Genomic DNA, 20500 nt, shown 5'->3' on the forward strand with positions numbered 1-20500 from the left:
AGCAGTTGGAAAACATGACGCCAGAGCGAGCACTCGGCTCGCTCTTGGGCTTCAGGCCTCCAGCGGCAGGCTCAGAGCTGCCCCAACACCGGCGTACCCACCAGCACATCGGCGTTCTGCCCGCGATGACGCAGCAGATGGTCCAGCAAAACGATGGCCATCATCGCTTCGGCGATGGGCGTGGCTCGGATACCTACGCATGGATCATGGCGACCCTTGGTGATGACCTCAACCGGATTGCCGTCAACGTCAATGGAGCGTCCTGGCGTGGTGATGCTCGACGTAGGCTTGAGCGCCAGATGCGCGATGATCGGCTGGCCGGACGAAATGCCTCCCAGAACACCACCTGCATGGTTCGACAGGAAGCCGTCTGGCGTCATTTCGTCACGGTGCTCGGTACCGCGCTGGGCCACACTGGCAAAGCCGGCGCCGATCTCCACGCCTTTCACTGCGTTGATGCTCATCAGGGCATGTGCCAGCTCAGCATCGAGACGGTCGAAAATCGGCTCCCCAAGCCCCGGCGGAACGCCTTCAGCGACGACACTGATCTTCGCGCCAACCGAATCCTGATCACGACGCAACTGATCCATGTAAGCCTCCAGTTCCGGGACCTTATCCGGGTCTGGGCTGAAAAAAGCGTTCTGCTCCACGCTGTCCCAGGTCTTGAAAGGGATTTCGATCGGGCCCAACTGACTCATGTAGCCGCGCACCTGAATGCCGAGTGTCGCCAGGTATTTCTTGGCGATGGCACCGGCTGCGACGCGCATGGCTGTTTCGCGTGCTGAGCTGCGACCACCTCCACGATAATCACGCAGGCCATATTTATGGTGATAGCTGTAGTCGGCATGAGCGGGACGGAACTGGTCCTTGATGGCCGAGTAATCCTTGGATTTCTGATCGGTGTTGCGGATCAACAGACCGATCGGGCAACCGGTGGTCCGCCCTTCGAACACGCCAGAAAGAATCTCGACCTCGTCGGCCTCCTGGCGTTGAGTGGTGTGCCGGCTGGTGCCAGGCTTGCGTCGGTCGAGGTCGTGCTGCAGGTCAGCGGCACTTAGCTCCAAGCCTGGCGGACAGCCGTCGACGATCGCGACCAGTGCCGGTCCATGGCTTTCGCCAGCGGTGGTGACGGTGAACAGCTTGCCGTATGTATTGCCGGACATGCAGGGCGCTCCGCAATAGACCTTAAGAGGGGGCGGAAGTATACCCGAGCCGCTGCAGGTTTCGCTGCCTGAGGAGGCGGCGCATACTGCGACCCCGCTCGCTCGCGGGCTCGCTACGTATCCGACTCGTTTCGCCGATGTTTTTTGCCTATGCGCTTCCTTCTACTGCTCGCGTTTTTTGTCATGCTCCCATCCTTTGTCCACGCCCAGACGCTGCTGAATCAGCGGATGACCGTGCAGGTTTCCGGCGGCCGTCTTTATGGCAGCCTGCTATTGCCAAAGACCGACGCATCCTTGCCGGTTGCGTTGTTGATAGCCGGATCGGGGCCGACCGACCGCAACGGTAACAACCCTCTGGGTCACAACGACAGCCTCAAGCGGCTGGCACAAGCATTGGCCAAACGCGGCATCGCCAGTGTGCGCTACGACAAGCGTGGAGTCGGCCAAAGCCAACCGGTAGCACCGGACGAAAGCCAGTTGAAGGTCGAAGACTATGTGGACGATGCAGTGGCCTGGTCACGATTGTTACAAGCCGATCCACGGTTTTCAGCGCTCGTGCTGATTGGCCATAGCGAAGGCGCGTTGATTGCCAGCCTGGCCGAGCCGGCCACGAAACCTGCCGCGTTGATCAGCCTCGCAGGCAGCGGCCGCCCCATCGATACACTGCTGCGAGAGCAGTTGCAGGGCCGTCTGCCACCGGCGCTTCTGGCAAGCGCGAACTACCTGATCGATGAACTGAACGCCGGAAGAATCCACCGACAGGTGCCTGACCCGCTGCAGGTGCTTTTTCGCTTGAGCGTTCAACCCTACCTGATCTCTCTGTTCCAGAAAGATCCTGCCGCTGCATTTGCCAATACCAGAGCACCTGCCTTGATTGTTCAGGGCACCCATGACATCCAGGTCAACCGCGAAGATGCGCACGCATTGAAACGGGCCAGAGCAGATGCCGAGCTGGCGCTGATCAACGGCATGGGGCACGTGTTGCGCATCACGCCGCCGGAGCGCGCGGCGCAGACCGGCACTTACAACCAACCTGAATTGCCTATCGCTAATGAACTGCCGGAGCAGATCACGACGTTCCTGCAGGTGCATGGCATATTGCCACCCTCCAGCTAATCGCTCTTCGGCCGATACGCTCCTTGCCTGCTGCAACGTCTACCGCTCAGGCCCATGGACACCGAGATGACCGACAGCCCAACCGCAACCAATGACAACGAGGGCCAGGCGCCCGCTTCGCCACAGCCGCACCCCTGGGTCGAGCTGGCGCCGGATCGTTTCCGACTGCTTCGCCTGTCCCCACTGCCGACTGATCGCGACACAGGGGCGCGCCCGCTTAGGTTCGTAGAGTTGGCTCAAGTCGAGCGGCACACGCAACAACAGAGCTTGTTAAAGCTTTTTGTACGTCAACCGGGCCAACTGACCGCGAAGCAACACAATGTGTTGGAGATATGGGCGGACCATCGCGCCAAGGAGCTGCGCTTCGGACCTGATTCCGGCCTGCGGGTGGAACCGGCAAACCGCGGCCTCGGGCGTTTTCTGCTGGCGCAGGGCGTGCTGTGGGCTCAGAAGCGGTGGGCGCACTATCTGGTAGAGGGCGGTGCCCTGCCAGTCAAGGATGTAACCGGCGAAGACGCTCGTTTGCGGCGCGACCATTGCCTGCTGAGTCAGGGGTTTGACGTCCTGTACGCCGAACCTCAACAACTCAAGGCAACCTATAGCGCACCCAGGGTCAGTGCACTACGGCCTGACTGGAATACCGAAAAGGTGCAAATTATCGAGTTGCAAGATGCCGCAGCGATGCTCGAGCAGGCTGACCGCAATCTACTCGAACAGGAAAATCGGATCCGCGATACTCATGAGCGCCTGAACAAGCTGCGCCGCGAGGACGGCACTCTCCGCTTCACCATCGCCTGCCTCATCGTGTTCTCACTGTTTCAGGCCGGGTTGCTGATCTGGATCGCAACCCGCTGACGCTGCTGACCCGTTCGGCCACCTTCTACCGTACAAGCCGCTCGCGGAACAGCGCCTGATGGTCCCGGCACTGACTCGCGGAGAGCAGAAATACGCCATGCCCGCCCTCAGTAAATTCGAGCCAGGTAAAGTCGACTTCCGGATAAAGCGCTTCGACATGCACCTGGCTGTTGCCGACCTCGACGACGAGAGTACCGGTCTCCGTCAGATGGTCTGCCGCTTCCGCCAACATTCTCCGTACAAGATCGAGTCCATCGTCGCCGCAGGCCAATCCCAGCGCCGGCTCATGATGGAACTCGGCGGGCATATCGGCGAAGTCTTCGGCGTCGACATAGGGCGGATTGGAAACGATCAGGTCGAAGCGCTGCTTAGGTAAACCATCGAATCCGTCGCTGTGTACGGTGTAGACCCGATCCTCCAGACCATGCTGTTCGATATTGCAGTTGGCGACTTCGAGCGCTTCGAAAGACAGGTCAGCCAGCAGCACTTCGGCGTCGAGGAATTCATAGGCACAGGCAATGCCGATGCAACCGGAGCCGGTACACAGGTCTAGAATTCGTGCCGGCTCATTCGCCAACCAAGGTTCGAAGCGCCGCTCGATCAACTGCCCGATCGGCGAGCGCGGAATCAACACGTTGTCATTGACGATGAATGGCAGCCCGCAGAACCAAGCCTGCCCAAGCAGATAGGCGGTCGGTACGCGTTGTTCGATCCGTCTGCGCAGCAAAGCCTGCAAGTGCTCGCGCTCATCGTCTTCGAGCCGGCAATCGAGATAGCTGTCGGCCATTTCCCACGGCAAGCACAGGGCGCCGAGTACTAGTTGACGCGCCTCATCCCAAGCGTTGTCCGTGCCGTGGCCGAAAAACAGGTGTTCGGCATGGAAGCGGCTGACAGCCCAGCGAATATGATCACGCAAGGTACGCAGACGGGAAGGCGAAGCAGTCACGGGGCATCTCCTCTAAAAGGGGGCGAAAGTCTAGCTTATAGGGACCCTCGTTTGGCGGGCTTTGAAGGGTTACTGTGGTGGCATAACGCCCAGAACACCGATCTATATGACCAATTCATCATCTATTGGCTGTTCACATCTCGCGCGACTGGCGCCACAATCATGCCCCTCTCAGAACAAGGAGTCAGTCATGTCCAAGCCACAGACCATGCTTCAGCTCAGTGGCCGCAGTTATGCACCGGCAACTCTGGCCAATGCGACCCTTGTCGTCATCGACGTTCAGGAAGAGTACCGGACAGGGACACTGGCATTACCGAATCTGGGTTCGGCGCTTGAGCAGATCAGCAAATTGGTGACAGCAGCCCGTACGGCCGGTGCGCCCATCGTGCATGTCCACCACCTGGGCATTCCAGGCGGACTGTTCGACCCACAGGGCTTGCGCGGCCAGATCATGCCGGAAGCAGCGCCGCTTCCAGGCGAAACCGTAATTGGCAAGACGCTGCCCAACGCATTTGCCGGCACCGAACTACACGAACTGCTGCAGCAGCATGGTCGCCTCGACCTTATTGTTTGCGGATTCATGACCCACTCAAGCGTGAGCACGACTGTGCGTGCGGCGAAGGACTATGGGTATCGCTGCACGCTCGTTGACAACGCCTGTGCCACCCGCGATTTACCCATGGGTGACGGGACCATCGCAGCCGCAGAGGTGCACCGGATGGAGATGACCATCCTCGCTGACAACTTCGCGGTTTGCGTGGCTGATGCCAGCGCATTGGTGTAACCCACAGCCCAACCGAAAAGCGTTTCGCTGACACTGAATAGACTGGCCGGACGTACCAGGCTGGACAGGCAGTTTGTGATACGACCTGCCTTGGCAAGCGGGTCGTTTAAGAATTGCAGAATGATCATGCAGTACAGCTGGACTCCGCTTCTTCGGCTGCTTTCGCCTTGCCAGCCTCGCCTATGTTTGTAACGGCCAGACAGCCGTTTTTGAGGAGCTAACCGGAATGAAACGAACCGATGGATTCGATGCTCGCCGCCTTCGCCCTCGCCAACATCGAAGCTGGGGATCGCGCCTTGGCGCAGCACTCGGTCTGCTACTGACCATCTCTGGCGTGCTTATCACCGCCACTGGCGTTGCGTCACTGTTTAGCGGTATTGAACTCTTTGCCAGCATGTCCTTGGATAAAGAAGCCGCAGTGACACTAACGACGTTAGGCGTGGTTCTGCTGCTGCTTGGAGCATTCATCCGATACCGAGCTCGTCGACGCATGCAGGGACCGAGCGGGTTGAGCCTGTCGCCGCGTCTGAAAAAAAGACGTTGAAGTGCAAAGACCTCCCTCCCCTACCGCGGCGGAGAAGGGAAGCGGCTCATGACAGAAGCTTTGCGATAACATGGCCGGCTAATGCGGAGGCCTCATGCAAGAAGATGATTTTTCCCTGTTCAGATCAGCTGTGCGTGGCGTCAAGCCGATTGAGCATGATCGGGCTGAGACTGGCAAACCACGCGGCAACAGAGCGCAGATCGCCACGCTGCGTGCCAATGCCTCGATCAGCGCCGGCGAAACCCGGATCGACGGGCTTTCAGACCAGTTTGTAATTGATGTAGCGGCTGAAGATGAACTGTACTGGGTGCGCGATGGCGTCCAGGAGAGTCAGATGCGCAAGCTCAAAGCCGGCCAAATTCCGTTCGAGGGCAGCCTGGACTTGCATGGGCTAAGCGTCGAGAAAGCCCGCGAGTTGCTTTGGGATTTTCTCGCCGAAGCGTGCAGGCTTGAGGTTCGCTGCGCGCGCGTGACCCATGGCAAGGCCGCGCGAAAAGACGGCAAGCGTCCGCTGATCAAAAGCCACGTCAATACCTGGTTACGCCAGCACCCTCAGGTGTTGGGCTTCGCCTCTTGCGTACCGAGACATGGCGGAACCGGCGCGGTGTATGTGATCCTCAAGCGAACCATGCTCGAAGGTCGCGACGAGTAACCCGGCGCCGCTGTCTCCCTCGACCAGCCTCACCGCGACCCGTACTGCTTGCAGCCCAGCCGTCGAGCCCCTAACCTTCGCACTCGCGCTTATTTGCAAGCCTGACAGGTAGTCAAATGTCTCTGGAAACACATTACACCGAAATCCTCAGCCAGCTGGGTGAGGACGTCAACCGTGAGGGCCTGCTCGATACGCCCAAACGCGCTGCCAAGGCCATGCAGTACCTGTGCAAGGGCTACCAGCAAACACTGGAAGAAGTCACCAACGGTGCGCTGTTCAGCTCCGACAACAGCGAAATGGTGCTGGTGAAGAACATCGAACTCTACTCGTTGTGCGAACACCATATGCTGCCCTTTATCGGCAAGGCCCATGTCGCCTATTTGCCAAACGGTAAAGTGCTCGGCCTGTCGAAAGTCGCCCGGATCGTCGACATGTACGCCCGCCGCCTGCAGATTCAAGAAAACCTCACACGAGAAATCGCCGAGGCGATTCAGACGGTTACCGGCGCCTGGGGCGTGGCGGTCGTCATCGAAGCGCAGCACATGTGCATGATGATGCGCGGCGTCGAGAAGCAGAACTCTTCGATGGTCACTTCGGTCATGCTTGGGCAATTCCGCGAAAATGCAGCTACCCGTGGCGAATTTCTCGGTCTAGTCAGATAAAAAGGGCGAGAGGCGAGAGGCGAGCAGCATGTGCATTCCAGGTGCCTGCGATGCTATTGCTGCTGCTTTTTCGTCCGACCTCCAGCCACTCAGCCGCTTTTCGTCTTTGCTTTATTCAAACATCCCGACATGGCGTGGATGACCAGCCACACGCTGTAGCCAGGCATTGATGGCGGGGTACCGCTCCAGGCTGAAGCCACCCTCCCCAGCTACATGGGTATACGCATAGAGTGCGACATCAGCAATCGAGTAGTGCTCGCCGACCAGATATGGCGTGCGTAGCAGTTGTTGCTCCATTACATCGAGTGCGTGATGGCCGTCCAACTGCTTGGCCGCATATTCATCAAGGCGATCATCGGGCAATCCCAGATAGACCTTGATGAAGCGCGCGACAGCAATGAAGGGTTCATGGCTGTACTGCTCAAAGAATTGCCACTGCAAGACTTGAGTCCGCAACCGAGCATCGGTTGGCAAAAACTCACTTCCATCGGCAAGGAAGTTGAGAATCGCATTCGATTCCCATAGACAGGTTCCGTCTTGCAGTTCGAGGACCGGTATCTTGCCGTTGGGATTCTTTTTCAGAAACGCAGGTTCGCGGCTTTCACCGCGCAGGATATCCACGGGAATCCACTCATACGCTCGGCCCAGCAAGTGCAGCATCAGCTTCACCTTGTAGCAATTGCCGGACCGTAGGTCGCCGTACACCTTGTATGTCATCTTTGCCTCCAGCGGTGCACCACCGCACCTGAACTATGCCGCTTCGACCAACAGCGCCTCGCGGATCACACACGCCAGGCGGCGGAGACCTTCATCAAGGCGCTCTGGCGCAACATGACTGAAGTTGAGTCGCAGATATCCGAGATTTTGCACGGGGTCGACGAAGAATGGCTCGCCAGGCATGAACACCACGTCTTGCGCCAGTGCGGAATCGAGCAGCGTTCGGGTGTCGATCGGTTGTTTCAGCTGCAGCCAGAAAAACAGTCCACCCTGCGGAATCAGCCAATCGGCAAGATCGGCGAAATGCTCGGTCAGCGCGGCCTGCATCGCATCACGGCGCAGCCGGTAGAAACTACGCAGCTCAGCCAGATGCAACCGATATTGATCGCTGCCGAGCCACTGCAGCGCCTGCCATTGACCGACGCGATTGGTATGCAGGTCGGCTGACTGCTTCAGACGTAAGAGATAAGGAAACAGGTCTGGCGTTGCTATCAGATAGCCAACACGCAGCCCCGGTAGCAGTGTCTTGGAAACCGTCCCGGTATATATCCAACTTGCCTTACGCATGCGACTGACGATGGGCCGAGCGTTGCCGTCGTCGAAGACCAGCTCGCGATAGGGCTCATCTTCAATCAGAGTCACATTGAACTCATCGAGGAGCGCCGCTACCGCGTCGCGCTTTTCTTCGCTATAGCGAACCGCCGAGGGATTCTGGAACGTCGGGATCAGGTAGGCAAAGGCAGGTTTGTGCTGCTCCAGCCGCTGGCGCAGCGCGACCAACGATGGTCCATCGGCTTCCTGCGGTACAGCCAGGCAATCGGCACCGAACAACTGAAATACCTGTAGCGCAGCCAGGTAAGTCGGCGCCTCAAGCAGCACTTCGGTGCCGCGGTCAATGAATAGCTTGGACGCCAGGTCCAGGGTTTGCTGGGAGCCGCTGACAATCAACACCTGGCTGGCAGAACAGGCGATGCCGAGCGCACGCGCTTCCGCGGCGATGGCTTCACGCAATGCAGGCTCGCCTTCGCTCATGCCGTACTGACCCATGCTCGCCGGCATCTGTGCCCAATCGAGCTTCGGCAACATCGATTCAGCCGGCAGTCCTCCGGCAAACGACATCACCTCCGGGCGCTGCGCAGCGGCAAGAATTTCACGGATCAGCGAGCTTTTCAGGCGGTCGACGCGTTCGGAGAAAGCCATGGGACACCAGATGCAGGGATAAGAAATATAAGTCAAACTACTTGACCGAAATTACGCCTCCGATCGTGAATACGTCAATATGCCTGACCTAAAAAAAAGCACAATTCAGCGCCAGATCATGGAGAGCTTCTTTCTCGGCTATCAGGCCTTTACGGCTAGGCCGGACGAGATGCTTGCTCGACGCGGACTGTCCCGGGTGCATCACAGGATCCTGTTTTTCATCGCAGGCTATCCAGACCTCAGCGTCAAGGAGCTACTCGGCTATCTTGGGGTCAGCAAGCAGGCATTGAATATACCGTTACGACAGCTGATCGAAATGCACTTGGTAGAAAGCAGGACGGCCGATGACGACAAGCGCAAGCGCATGCTGCGCTTCACAGCCGAAGGCGCCAAGCTGGAGCAGGCACTTAGGCGGGAGCAGGTACGCCTCCTCGAACGGGCATTCAAGCAAGCGGGAGAGGAAGCAGTAGCCGGTTGGCTAGAGGTGAACCAGGCGCTGGCAGGCGGTGCTGCTCGAGACTAATCAGCCTCTCTGATGATGTCGCGCACCTTCTGCCACAAGCTTTCTCCGATGAAATTAAGGCGAAGGTGTAAACCTTATTCAGGACGGGACACGGGCACAAAAAAGGGCGACCGAAGTCGCCCTTTTTCAACTGGATTACAGAACTTAGTTCTGGTTTTCCATTTGCGCGCGGATCAGATCACCGATGGTGGTCGGGCCGGCAGCTGGTTCTACGTCCTGCTTGGTACGCAGTTCCTTCATCGCGTCCTTCTCGTCCTCAACGTCTTTCGACTTGATGGAGAGGCTGATAACGCGGCTCTTGCGGTCGATGCTGATGATCTTGGCTTCGACTTCTTCGCCTTCCTTCAGCACGTTGCGCGCATCTTCAACGCGGTCACGGCTGATTTCGGACGCTTTCAGGGTCGCTTCGATGTCGTTGCCCAGATCGATGATGGCGCCTTTGGCGTCAACTTCTTTCACGGTGCCACGAACGATGCTGCCCTTGTCATTGACGGCGGCGTAGTTGGAGAACGGATCGTCTTCCAGCTGCTTGATACCCAGGGAGATGCGCTCGCGCTCCGGATCGACCGACAGGATGACGGTGTCCAGCTCGTCGCCCTTCTTAAAGCGACGTACGGCTTCTTCGCCAGCTTCGTTCCAGGAGATGTCGGACAGATGAACCAGACCGTCGATGCCGCCGTCCAGACCAATGAAGATACCGAAATCGGTGATCGACTTGATGGTGCCGGAGATGCGGTCGCCCTTGTTGAACTGGCCAGAGAAGTCTTCCCACGGGTTGGACTTGCACTGCTTGATGCCCAGGGAGATACGACGACGCTCTTCGTCGATGTCCAGAACCATGACTTCCACTTCGTCGCCGACCTGTACGACCTTCGACGGGTGGATGTTCTTGTTGGTCCAATCCATTTCGGAAACGTGTACCAGACCTTCAACGCCCTCTTCCAGCTCGGCGAAGCAGCCGTAGTCGGTGAGGTTGGTAACACGCGCCATTACGCGAGTGTTCTCCGGGTAACGGGCCTTGATGGCAACCCATGGATCTTCGCCCAGTTGCTTCAGACCCAAGGAGACGCGGTTGCGCTCGCGGTCGAACTTCAGCACCTTGACGTCGATCTCGTCGCCAACATTGACGATCTCGGAAGGATGCTTGATGCGCTTCCAGGCCATATCGGTGATGTGCAGCAGGCCGTCCACGCCACCCAGGTCGACGAATGCGCCGTAGTCGGTGAGATTCTTGACGATACCCTTGACCTGCTGGCCTTCCTGAAGCGATTCCAGCAGCGCTTCGCGCTCGGCGCTGTTCTCGGCTTCCAGGACGCTACGACGTGAAACCACAACGTTGTTGCGCTTCTGGTCCAGCTTGATGACCTTGAACTCGAGTTCTTTGCCTTCCAGGTGAGTGGTATCACGCACTGGACGGACATCAACCAGGGAACCTGGCAGGAACGCACGGATGCCGTTAACGTCGACAGTGAAGCCGCCTTTAACCTTACCGTTGATAACGCCCTTGACCACTTCCTCAGCTGCGAAAGCCGCTTCCAGAACAATCCAGCACTCGGCACGCTTGGCTTTTTCGCGGGACAGCTTGGTTTCACCGAAGCCATCTTCAACCGCGTCCAGCGCAACGTGAACTTCGTCACCCACGCTGATGGTCAGCTCGCCCTGCTCGTTGTAGAACTGCTCGACCGGGATGACGCCCTCGGACTTCAGACCGGCATGAACAGTGACCCAGTCACCGTCGATGTCGACCACGATGCCGGTGATGATCGCACCCGGCTGCATGTCGAGGGTTTTTAGGCTTTCTTCAAAAAGTTCTGCAAAGCTTTCGCTCATGTGTATTCCTGCTGTTTTTCGGGCGACGATCCGCCCAATCTCCACATCCCAGATAACGTGGGTTCATTCATATAAAAAAAGGCCTGCGGGACTAGCTCTGGTCTCCCACATGCCTCCTTGTTAACGGCCCTCGAAATCGAGAGACCGTCAGGCCGCCTCTCGGCGGTCGCTCTTCAGGCGAAATCGCGTTTGGCGACTTCGCTCAGAATCTGTCCTAGCACCTGCTCGATGGATAGCTCGGTCGAATCCAGCTGTACGGCATCGTCTGCCGGCTTCAGCGGAGCCACTTCACGCTGGGTATCACGCTCATCACGCGCCCGTATCTCATCGAGAAGACTCGCGAGATTAACATCATCACCCTTGGCCTTCAACTGCAGGAAGCGTCGGCGCGCCCTTTCCTCCGCACTGGCGGTGAGGAATATCTTCAAGGGCGCGTCAGGAAAAACCACGGTCCCCATGTCTCGGCCATCAGCAACAAGTCCAGGCGGTTCGCGGAACGCCTTTTGACGCTGCAACAGCGCCTCGCGCACAGCAGGCAACGCCGCGACCTGCGAAGCCCCGGCGCCAACCTGTTCGTTACGAATCGCCTGGGTGACCTCCTCACCTTCAAGTACGATCCGCATTCCATGACCGCTTTTATCCGCACCGAATTGCACATCCAGATGAGCGGCCAGAACCTTGAGCGATTCCTCGTTGGTTAGGTCGACACCATGGTTGCGCGCAGCGAAGGCAAGCAAACGGTAAAGTGCACCGGAATCGAGAAAATTCCATCCCAGCCTGGCCGCCAGCAGCGCCGCAACTGTGCCCTTGCCGGAGCCGCTCGGGCCGTCAATGGTTATGACCGGGACCTGGCTGATCATGAATTACCCTCCACACCTACACGCATCCCAGCCCGCTCGGCCAGTGCAAGAAAGTTTGGGAACGATGTAGCCACGTTGGCGCAATCGTGGATGCGGATCGGCGCACTGGCTCGGAGCGCAGCGACACTAAAGGACATCGCGATGCGATGATCGCCGTGGGCCCAGACCTCGCCGCCACCAAAGGCTGCACCGCCCTCAATGATAATCCCGTCAGGGGTCGGCTCGGCCTTCACCCCAAGTGTTTGCAGACCATCGGCCATCACCTGGATACGATCGGACTCCTTGACCCGCAGTTCCTCGGCGCCGCGCAATGTCGTCCGCCCTTCAGCGCAGGCCGCCGCGACGAATAGCACCGGGAATTCGTCGATTGCGAGCGGGACGAGGTCTTCAGGTATATCGATGCCCCGGAGTTGAGCGGCGCGCACCCGGATATCCGCAACCGGCTCACCGCCTACCTCACGCAGATTGGTCAGCTGGATATCGGCCCCCATCAGTTGAAGGATGTCGATAACACCGGTCCGAGTTGGGTTGACCCCGACGTGCTCGAGCATAATGTCAGAGCCCGGCGCGATGCTGGCGGCAACCATGAAAAACGCAGAGGAAGAGATATCGGCGGGCACTTCGATCTGCGTCGAGCTCAGCGTGTGGCCGGGTTCGACCGTGGCGGTGCTGCCTTCGACCTTCACCGGGTAGCCGAAGCCTTGCAGCATCCGCTCGGTATGATCCCTGGTTGGTGCCGGTTCGGTAACCGACGTTTTTTCTGCGGCATAAAGGCCGGCCAGGAGCAGACAGGATTTAACCTGGGCGCTGGCCATCGGCATTTCGTAATGCATGCCGGACAGTGTCTGGCCGCCGCGAATGGTCAGCGGCGGGCGCCCTTCGGCCGCTGTCTCGATCACTGCCCCCATGTCGCGCAAAGGCTTGGCCACGCGATTCATCGGTCGCTTGGACAGCGAAGCGTCCCCCGTCAGAGTGGTATCGAAGGACTGAGCAGCCAGCAGCCCGGACAGCAGGCGCATCGAGGTACCGGAATTGCCGAGGTAGATCGGGCCTGGTGGCGGCTTCAGGCCGTGCAGGCCAACGCCATGGACGGTAACGCGCCCCTGATTCGGCCCTTCGATGACCACGCCCATGTCGCGAAATGCCTGGATGGTTGCCAGGGCATCCTCGCCTTCGAGAAACCCCTCCACTTCGGTAGTGCCTTCGGCGAGCGAGCCGAGCATGATCGAACGGTGGGAAATGGACTTGTCGCCGGGTACACGAAGTTGGCCGCTGAGGCTACCGCCCGGGTTGGCGAGGAAGATAAGGTCTTTGGAATGCATAACGTCCACATAGGCTCTGCGAGCCAGTATTTTGCTGAAATGTTCGCGGGCAGCCTTGGCGCGCGTGAACACGCCCAACATGGTACGCCCGTCTCCTTCATCGACCGCGGCGCGAAGCGCGTCGAGGTCGGCACGAAAATCGTCCAGGGTCTGCAGCACCGCCTCGCGATTGGCGAGAAAGATGTCATGCCACATCACCGGATCGCTGCCCGCGATGCGGGTGAAATCGCGAAACCCGCCCGCCGCATAGCGGAAAATCTCAAGATTCTCGTTGCGTTTGGCCAGCGAGTCCACCAAACCGAATGCCAACAGGTGCGGCAGATGACTGGTAGCAGCGAGGACTGAATCATGATGCTGGACATCCATGTGCTCGACATCGGCCCCTAATGCGCGCCACAGCCGATCCACCAGCGACAATGCAGCGGGGTCGGTGTCTTCTAGCGGCGTCAGGATGACCTTGTGCCGGCGAAAAAGCGTGCTTTGGGCAGCCGTCACGCCGCTCTGTTCCGAGCCGGCTATCGGATGGCCAGGCACGAAACGCGGCGGCATTGCACCGAACAGCTCGCGGCTGCGGCGCACCACGTTGCCCTTCGCACTGCCGACATCGGTCAACACGGCCTCGCCAAGGTCAAGTGTGGCTAGCTCAGCCAGCAAACGCTCCATCGCCAGAATCGGCACGGCTAGTTGAATCACGTCCGCGCCCCGACAGGCCTCCTCGAGATTGTCAGCACAGCGATCCACGACGCCAAGCTCGACGGCCAGCTCTCGAGAACGCGGATCCAGGTCGAACCCGACCACCTCGCCGCACGCGCCGACCTCACGCAGGCCCTTGGCGAAAGACCCGCCAATCAGCCCCAGGCCGATGACCGCCAGTCGTTCCACCAACGGCCCGTCAGGGAGTGGCCTCACGTTTCTGCTCAATGTCCAAGCGCCTTGCGCAAGGCAACCAGAAAGCGGGCATTCTCCGCTTGCGTACCGATCGAAACCCGTAGAAAGGTCGGCATGCCATAGCCGGCCACCGGACGGACGATCACACCGTCGCGCAGCAGCGCCTGGTTGACCGGTGCCGCATCACGCCCCATATCCACTGCAATGAAGTTGCCTTTCGACGGAATCCACTCCAGCCCCAATTGTCTGAAGCCCGCTTCGAGCTGAAGCATACCGGCTGCGTTGCAGGCCCGGCTCTCGCACAGGAAGCGGTGATCATCGAGCGCAGCACAGGCCGCCGCTAGCGCAAGGCTGTTGACGTTGAACGGCTGACGCACTCGGTTCAGCACGCCTGCAATCTCTGCCGAACAGACCGAATAACCCACACGCAACGCCGCCAACCCATACGCCTTGGAGAAGGTTCGGGACACCAGCAGATTGGGATGGGCCGCCAGGAACGCCATGCCATCGGGCAGTTCGCCGCCCTCGGCGTACTCGATGTAGGCCTCGTCAAGCACAACCAGAACCTTTTCCGGGACGCGACTCAAAAAGCTGTCGAGCGCATCGGCACCAAACCAGGTACCGGTGGGATTGTTTGGATTGGCAAGGAACACGACGCGGGTATTCTCATCGATCGCAGCCAGCATGGCGTTGAGATCGTGCCCCCACTGCCGCGCTGGGACAGCCCTGGCTTGAGCGCCCACCGCCTGAGTCGCAATTGGATAAACCGCGAAAGCATGTTCGCTGAACACCGCGTTCAGGCCGGGCGCGAGGTAGGCGCGCGCGACCAGCTCGAGAATGTCGTTAGAACCATTGCCGAGCGTTACCTGTTCGATACCGACATCATATCGCTCGGCCAGCTTCTGCTTGAGCACGAAACCGTTGCCATCGGGGTAGCGCGTCAGCTCGTCGAGTTGCGCCCTGATCGCCTCGATGGCTTTAGGGCTCGGACCCAAGGGATTTTCATTGCTCGCCAGTTTGACGATCGTCGCGGGATCGAGATCAAGCTCACGTGCCAATTCATCCACCGGTTTGCCCGGCACGTAAGGCGACAGCTTTTGCACACCTGGCTGAGCCAGGGCGAGGAAATCACAGGACATGTTCAGCTCCGCTGGAGCTGAAAGCCTGAGCCCGAACCTGAAACCTGAAGCACTCGGCGTTGCTCATGGCTTGCAGTTTCCAGCTTCCGGCTTCCAGCTGCTTTTTAAAGTACCGCTTTCGGATAGGAACCCAGCACCTTCAGCGCGACGGCTTCGCGGCCGATCTTCTCCAGAACATCTTTTATTAGCGGGTCCTGGTGATGGCCAATGCAGTCGATGAAGAAAACGTAGGTCCATTTACCGCTGCGAGAAGGACGGGTCTCGATCCGCGTGAGATCGATACCATTGGAATGAAACGGCATCAGCAACTCATGCAACGCGCCCGGCTTGTTGCGCATGGAAACGATGATCGAGGTCTTATCATCGCCAGTAGGCGGGACTTCCTGGCTGCCAATGATGAGGAAGCGCGTGGAGTTGTCCGGACGATCCTCGATCTTCTCGGCAATCTTGGTCAAGCCGTAAAGCTGCGCCGCCATATCGCCTGCGATCGCTGCGGAGTTCCATTCGCTTTTGACGCGCTTCGCCGCATCGGCATTGCTGGAAACAGCGACCCGTTCGACGTTCGGATAGTGCGCGTCCAGCCACTTGCGGCACTGCGCCAGCGATTGGGCATGGGAATAAATGCGGGTAATCCGGTCGGTCTTGGTCGTTTCGCCCACCAGCAGATGATGATGAATACGCAACTCGACTTCGCCGCAGATAACGATGTCGTGCTCTAGAAAACTGTCGAGGGTGTGGTTGACCGCACCCTCGGTGGAGTTTTCCACCGGCACCACGCCGAAATTGACTGCACCGGCGACTACCTCACGGAACACCTCGTCGATCGCTGCCATCGGCTTGCTGATCACAGCCTGACCGAAGTGCTTAAGGGCTGCCGCCTGGGAAAAGGTACCTTCCGGCCCCAGGTAGGCGACGCGCAGCGGCTGTTCCAGGGCCAGGCAGGACGACATGATCTCGCGGAACAGGCGCGCCATCTCCTCGTTATCAAGCGGCCCCTTGTTCAGCTCCATGATGTGCTTGAGCACCCAGGCTTCGCGCTCGGGGCGATAGAACACCGCCTCCTCACCATCGGCCAGTGATGCGGTCTTGACCCGAGCCACATCCTGAGCACAACGGGCGCGCTCGCTGATCAGCTCGAGAATCTTCTCGTCGAGACTGTCGATGCGTACGCGCAGCGCCTTCAGCCGGTCGACATCGCTCATCAGCCGCGCTCCTTCTCGAATTCGCGCATATAGGCCACCAGCGCCTCGACGGCATCCAGGCCCACCGCGTTGTAGATGGAGGCGCGCATGCCGCCGACCGAGCGATGACCTTTCAGGTTGAGCAACCCCCGGGCCTCTGCCCCAGCCAGAAATGCTTTGTCCAATTGCTCGTCGGCCAGCCTGAACGGCACATTCATCCAGGAGCGAGCGTTAGTGGAGATCGGATTGGAATAGAAGTCGCTTGAATCGATTACCCCGTAGAGCAGCTCCTTTTTGGCGCGATTGCGCTGCTCCATCGCTTCAACGCCACCCTGCTCTTTCAGCCATTCAAATACTAGGCCGGAGAGATACCAAGAGAAGGTCGCAGGCGTGTTGTACATGGAGCCGTTGTCGGCGGCGACCTTGTAATCAAGCATGGTCGGGCAGCTGGAGCGTGCACGACCGAGCAGGTCCTCGCGAACGATCACTACCACCAGGCCCGATGGGCCGATGTTCTTCTGCGCGCCCGCATAGATCAGGCCGAACCGGGAAACATCCAGCTGACGCGAGAGGATGTCAGAAGACATGTCGACTACCAGCGGCGTGTCGCCAAGCTCCGGTATCCAGTCGAACTGCAAACCGCCAATGGTTTCGTTGCTGGCGTAGTGCAGGTAGGCCGCACTGTCGCTGAGCGCCCACTCGTTCTGGCCGGGAATCGCAAAGTAATCGTAAGGCTTGGCGCTGGCAGCGACATTGATATGGCCGAAACGCTTGGCCTCTTCAATACTCTTGCGTGACCAAATGCCCGTGTCGATGTAATCCGCGACGCCGCCCTCGGGCAGCAGATTCAACGGGATCTCGGCAAACTGCTGGCTGGCGCCACCCTGCAGAAACAGCACCTTGTAATTAGAGGGAATGCTCAGCAGATCGCGTAAATCCTGCTCAGCCTTCTCGGCGATCGCCGTGTATTCGTCGCTGCGATGGCTCATTTCCATCACGGACAAGCCGCGGCCTTGCCAATCGAGGAGTTCAGCCTGGGCGCGCTGCAGCACCGCCTCGGGAAGCGCGGCCGGGCCGGCGCAGAAATTAAAGGCGCGTTTGCTCATCTTCGTTCTCTCAAAACGGTCGATACCTTGCTCGCTCCGTCCGCGGCCTAAGGCCAGGTCCAGGGCTTGCCATTCCTTCATCTGCAGCAGGGCCTGCAACGAAACGACGGCGAAGCCTTTAGGGGCTGCGCCGTCGTTTGATCAGTTGTCGTCGTCGGTAGGCACTACGTCTGGCGGAACGTCTCCCCCGCCGCCGAGCAAGTCATCTTCGCTTGGCTCGGTGCTGACAACGGGCATTTCCTTATCCAGGGCATCCTCGTCGATAACCGCTTCGATATCGTCCAGGACGTCCTCCTCGGAGGGTTCCTGAACCCTTTCGAGGCCAACCAGATGCTCGTTCTTGCCCAGTTTGATCAGCGTGACACCCTGAGTGTTACGACCCAGTGATGAAACCTCATCGACACGGGTGCGAACGAGCGTGCCCTGATCGGAAATCAGCATGATTTCTTCTCCTTGCTGCACCTGAACGGCACCGACCAGAGGGCCGTTGCGCTCGTTGGTTACCATGGCGATAACGCCCTGACCGCCACGGCCGCGACGTGGGAACTCGTCGATCACGGTGCGCTTGCCGTAGCCATTGAGGCTCGCGGTGAGAATCTGCGCATCAGGCTCTGGGATCAGCATGGAGATCAGACGCTGGCCTTCCGGCAGGCGCATGCCGCGAACGCCACGGGCGGTGCGGCCCATGGTGCGCACGTGCTTCTCTTTAAAGCGGATTACTTTACCGCCGTCGGAAAACAGCATGACTTCACGCGCGCCGTCGGTCACCGCAGCGGCGATCAATGTATCGCCCTCTTCCAAGCCGAGCGCGATCAGACCGACACTGCGTGGGCGGCTGAACTGGGACAGCGGGGTCTTCTTCACGGTGCCCTTGGCGGTCGCCATGAAGATATAGGTGCCGGTCGGCTCGTCTATTGACTCGTCGGTTTCGTCGCCCTCGAGGAGTTCTTCCGCCTCATCGGTTTCGCTGACGATTTCCGCATCTTCGACATCGTCGTCGCCGTTCAGCTGTTGCTGACGCGCGGCCTCGATATCCACTTGCAGCATGGCGGTGATGTATTCGCCTTCGGTCAGCGGCAGCAGGTTGACCAGTGGCCGACCGCGTGATGCGCGCGAGGCCTCAGGAATCTCGTAGGTCTTGAGCCAGTACACCTTGCCCTTGCTGGAGAATAGCAACAAGGTGGTGTGGCTATTGGCGACCAGCAGATGCTCGACGTAATCCTCTTCCTTGACACCTGTGGCCGCCTTGCCGCGACCACCGCGACGCTGCGCCTGATAGGCCGCCAGCGGCTGCGATTTGGCATAGCCGCCATGTGAGATGGTAACGACGCGCTCTTCTTCGGTAATCAAGTCCGCCAGGGTCAGGTCCAGGCGCGCCTCGAGAATCTCGGTACGGCGCGCATCGCCGAAGTCGCGCTTGACGCCTTCGAGTTCCTCGCGGATGACCTCCATCAGGCGCACCGGATTGGTCAGGATGCGGATCAGCTCGCCGATCTGGGTGAGAATCTCCTGGTACTCGCTGAGCAGTTTCTCATGCTCGAGGCCCGTCAAGCGGTGCAGGCGCAGGTCAAGAATGGCCTGGGCCTGCTCCGGCGACAGGTAATACTTGCCATCACGCAGACCGTACTGCGGATCGAGGCCTTCAGGACGGCACGAGTCAGCACCAGCACGCTCGACCATCGACTCGACGGCGCTGGACTCCCAGGCTTCGGCGATCAGCGCTTCTTTGGCCTCGGCCGGGGTTGGCGACGCCTTGATCAGCGCAATAACCGGATCGATGTTCGAGAGTGCAACTGCCTGCCCTTCGAGAATATGCCCACGCTCACGCGCCTTGCGCAGCTCGTAGACGGTCCGGCGGGTTACAACTTCGCGGCGATGGCGGACGAAAGCCTCAAGCAGCTCCTTCAGGTTCAACGTGCGCGGCTGTCCATCGATAAGCGCCACCACGTTGATGCCGAACACGCTTTGCAGCTGGGTCTGAGCGTAGAGGTTGTTCAGAACGACCTCAGGCACCTCACCACGGCGCAGTTCGATGACCACGCGCATACCGTCCTTGTCGGACTCGTCGCGCAGTTCGGTGATGCCTTCAAGCTTCTTTTCCTTGACCAGCTCGGCGATCTTCTCGATCAGCCGCGCCTTGTTCAACTGATAAGGCAGTTCGGTGATGACGATCTGCTGACGGCCACCCACCTTGTCGATGTCTTCGATGGTCGAGCGGGCCCGCATATAGATGCGTCCGCGACCGGTGCGGTAGGCCTCGACGATGCCGGCACGGCCGTTGATGATGCCAGCGGTGGGGAAATCGGGCCCCGGAATGTACTGCATGAGTTCATCGATGGTGATATCGGCGTTTTCGATCAGCGCCAGGCAGCCGTCAATGACTTCACCGAGGTTGTGCGGTGGGATGTTTGTTGCCATGCCCACGGCGATACCGCTGGAACCGTTGACCAGCAGGTTCGGAATCTTGGTCGGCATGACCGCCGGGATCTGCTCGGTGCCATCGTAATTGGGCACCCAGTCGACGGTTTCCTTGTCCAGATCGGCCAGCAATTCGTGCGCCAGCTTGGCCATCCGCACTTCGGTGTATCGCATAGCCGCGGCGTTGTCGCCGTCCACCGATCCGAAGTTGCCCTGGCCGTCGACCAGCATATAGCGCAGCGAGAAAGGCTGCGCCATCCGCACGATGGTGTCGTAAACCGCCGAGTCACCGTGAGGATGGTATTTACCGATCACGTCACCGACCACACGGGCGGATTTCTTGTACGGCTTGTTCCAGTCGTTACCCAGCTCGCTCATGGCATAGAGCACACGGCGATGAACAGGCTTCAATCCGTCGCGCGCATCCGGCAGCGCTCGACCGACGATTACGCTCATGGCGTAGTCGAGGTAGGACTGCTTGAGTTCGTCTTCGATATTGACCGGGAGGATTTCTTTGGCCAGTTCGCCCATGGAAGCCTGGTTCCTTGTAGTCAGCAGGGTCCTGCGATTAAGCGCGGAATGGTATCACACGGA

17 protein-coding genes are annotated in these 20500 nt (G+C 59.3%); 6 read left to right on the top strand and 11 right to left on the bottom strand.

The window, feature by feature from the left end:
- Positions 1-71: 71 nt before the first annotated feature.
- Complete coding sequence (gene aroC / locus PSTU_RS0101700; protein ID WP_019339321.1) at positions 72-1163, bottom strand: chorismate synthase; 1092 nt, start codon at positions 1161-1163, stop codon at positions 72-74.
- Between the two features lie 150 nt (positions 1164-1313).
- Here aroC and PSTU_RS0101705 point away from each other — a divergent pair, with 150 nt between their 5' ends.
- Together PSTU_RS0101705 and PSTU_RS0101710 are read left to right on the top strand one after the other, a co-directional pair.
- Positions 1314-2279 (top strand): alpha/beta hydrolase, encoded by a 966-nt coding sequence (locus PSTU_RS0101705; RefSeq protein ID WP_019339322.1) that lies wholly within the window; start codon positions 1314-1316, stop codon positions 2277-2279.
- A 66-nt stretch (positions 2280-2345) separates the two neighbouring features.
- Positions 2346-3134, top strand: a complete 789-nt coding sequence (locus PSTU_RS0101710; RefSeq protein WP_029404562.1) for a hypothetical protein — start codon at positions 2346-2348, stop codon at positions 3132-3134.
- A 25-nt stretch (positions 3135-3159) separates the two neighbouring features.
- Here PSTU_RS0101710 and prmB read toward each other — a convergent pair whose 3' ends face one another.
- Positions 3160-4080, bottom strand: coding sequence for a 50S ribosomal protein L3 N(5)-glutamine methyltransferase (prmB, locus tag PSTU_RS0101715; RefSeq protein ID WP_019339324.1), 921 nt, complete (start codon positions 4078-4080; stop codon positions 3160-3162).
- 190 nt (positions 4081-4270) lie between these two features.
- On the opposite strand from prmB, the gene PSTU_RS0101720 reads away from it, so the two are divergent.
- The 3 genes from PSTU_RS0101720 (at position 4271) to folE (ending at position 6722) form a co-directional block, all read left to right on the top strand.
- A complete protein-coding gene (locus tag PSTU_RS0101720; protein WP_019339325.1) occupies positions 4271-4864 on the top strand; it encodes a cysteine hydrolase family protein in 594 nt (197 codons plus the stop codon).
- A 638-nt stretch (positions 4865-5502) separates the two neighbouring features.
- Complete coding sequence (locus PSTU_RS0101730; protein WP_019339326.1) at positions 5503-6060, top strand: Smr/MutS family protein; 558 nt, start codon at positions 5503-5505, stop codon at positions 6058-6060.
- A gap of 116 nt (positions 6061-6176) precedes the next feature.
- Positions 6177-6722, top strand: coding sequence for a GTP cyclohydrolase I FolE (folE, locus tag PSTU_RS0101735; protein WP_019339327.1), 546 nt, complete (start codon positions 6177-6179; stop codon positions 6720-6722).
- 111 nt (positions 6723-6833) lie between these two features.
- Here the strand turns inward: folE and PSTU_RS0101740 are convergent, their stop codons facing one another.
- Positions 6834-7439, bottom strand: coding sequence for a glutathione S-transferase family protein (locus PSTU_RS0101740; protein WP_019339328.1), 606 nt, complete (start codon positions 7437-7439; stop codon positions 6834-6836).
- 33 nt (positions 7440-7472) lie between these two features.
- Entirely contained in the window at positions 7473-8639 is a 1167-nt protein-coding gene (locus tag PSTU_RS0101745; RefSeq protein WP_019339329.1) for a PLP-dependent aminotransferase family protein, read from the bottom strand.
- Positions 8640-8718: 79 nt separating this feature from the next.
- Between PSTU_RS0101745 and PSTU_RS0101750 the strand changes: the two genes are divergently transcribed.
- Positions 8719-9162, top strand: a complete 444-nt coding sequence (locus tag PSTU_RS0101750; protein ID WP_019339330.1) for a MarR family winged helix-turn-helix transcriptional regulator — start codon at positions 8719-8721, stop codon at positions 9160-9162.
- A gap of 144 nt (positions 9163-9306) precedes the next feature.
- Here the strand turns inward: PSTU_RS0101750 and rpsA are convergent, their stop codons facing one another.
- The 7 genes from rpsA to gyrA all read right to left on the bottom strand — a co-directional run bounded on the left by rpsA (position 9307) and on the right by gyrA (position 20437).
- Positions 9307-10992: a 30S ribosomal protein S1 gene (gene rpsA, locus PSTU_RS0101755; RefSeq protein WP_019339331.1), complete on the bottom strand. Its 1686-nt coding sequence runs from the start codon at positions 10990-10992 to the stop codon at positions 9307-9309.
- A 173-nt stretch (positions 10993-11165) separates the two neighbouring features.
- Positions 11166-11852, bottom strand: a complete 687-nt coding sequence (cmk, locus tag PSTU_RS0101760) for a (d)CMP kinase (protein WP_019339332.1) — start codon at positions 11850-11852, stop codon at positions 11166-11168.
- A complete protein-coding gene (locus tag PSTU_RS0101765) occupies positions 11849-14083 on the bottom strand; it encodes a bifunctional prephenate dehydrogenase/3-phosphoshikimate 1-carboxyvinyltransferase (protein WP_019339333.1) in 2235 nt (744 codons plus the stop codon). Before PSTU_RS0101765 ends, cmk begins: the two co-directional genes overlap by 4 nt.
- An 8-nt stretch (positions 14084-14091) precedes the next feature.
- Positions 14092-15201 carry a histidinol-phosphate transaminase gene (hisC, locus tag PSTU_RS0101770; RefSeq protein ID WP_019339334.1) on the bottom strand — a complete coding sequence of 370 codons (1110 nt, stop codon included), beginning with the start codon at positions 15199-15201 and terminating at the stop codon, positions 14092-14094.
- A gap of 104 nt (positions 15202-15305) precedes the next feature.
- Positions 15306-16403, bottom strand: a complete 1098-nt coding sequence (gene pheA / locus PSTU_RS0101775) for a prephenate dehydratase (RefSeq protein WP_019339335.1) — start codon at positions 16401-16403, stop codon at positions 15306-15308.
- Complete coding sequence (gene serC, locus PSTU_RS0101780) at positions 16403-17488, bottom strand: 3-phosphoserine/phosphohydroxythreonine transaminase (protein ID WP_029404564.1); 1086 nt, start codon at positions 17486-17488, stop codon at positions 16403-16405. Before serC ends, pheA begins: the two co-directional genes overlap by 1 nt.
- A 141-nt stretch (positions 17489-17629) precedes the next feature.
- Positions 17630-20437, bottom strand: coding sequence for a DNA gyrase subunit A (gene gyrA / locus PSTU_RS0101785; RefSeq protein WP_019339337.1), 2808 nt, complete (start codon positions 20435-20437; stop codon positions 17630-17632).
- Between the last annotated feature and the right edge of the window lie 63 nt (positions 20438-20500).

This window comes from Stutzerimonas stutzeri SDM-LAC, assembly GCF_000235745.1.
Classification (GTDB): Bacteria; Pseudomonadota; Gammaproteobacteria; order Pseudomonadales; family Pseudomonadaceae; genus Stutzerimonas; species Stutzerimonas stutzeri_H.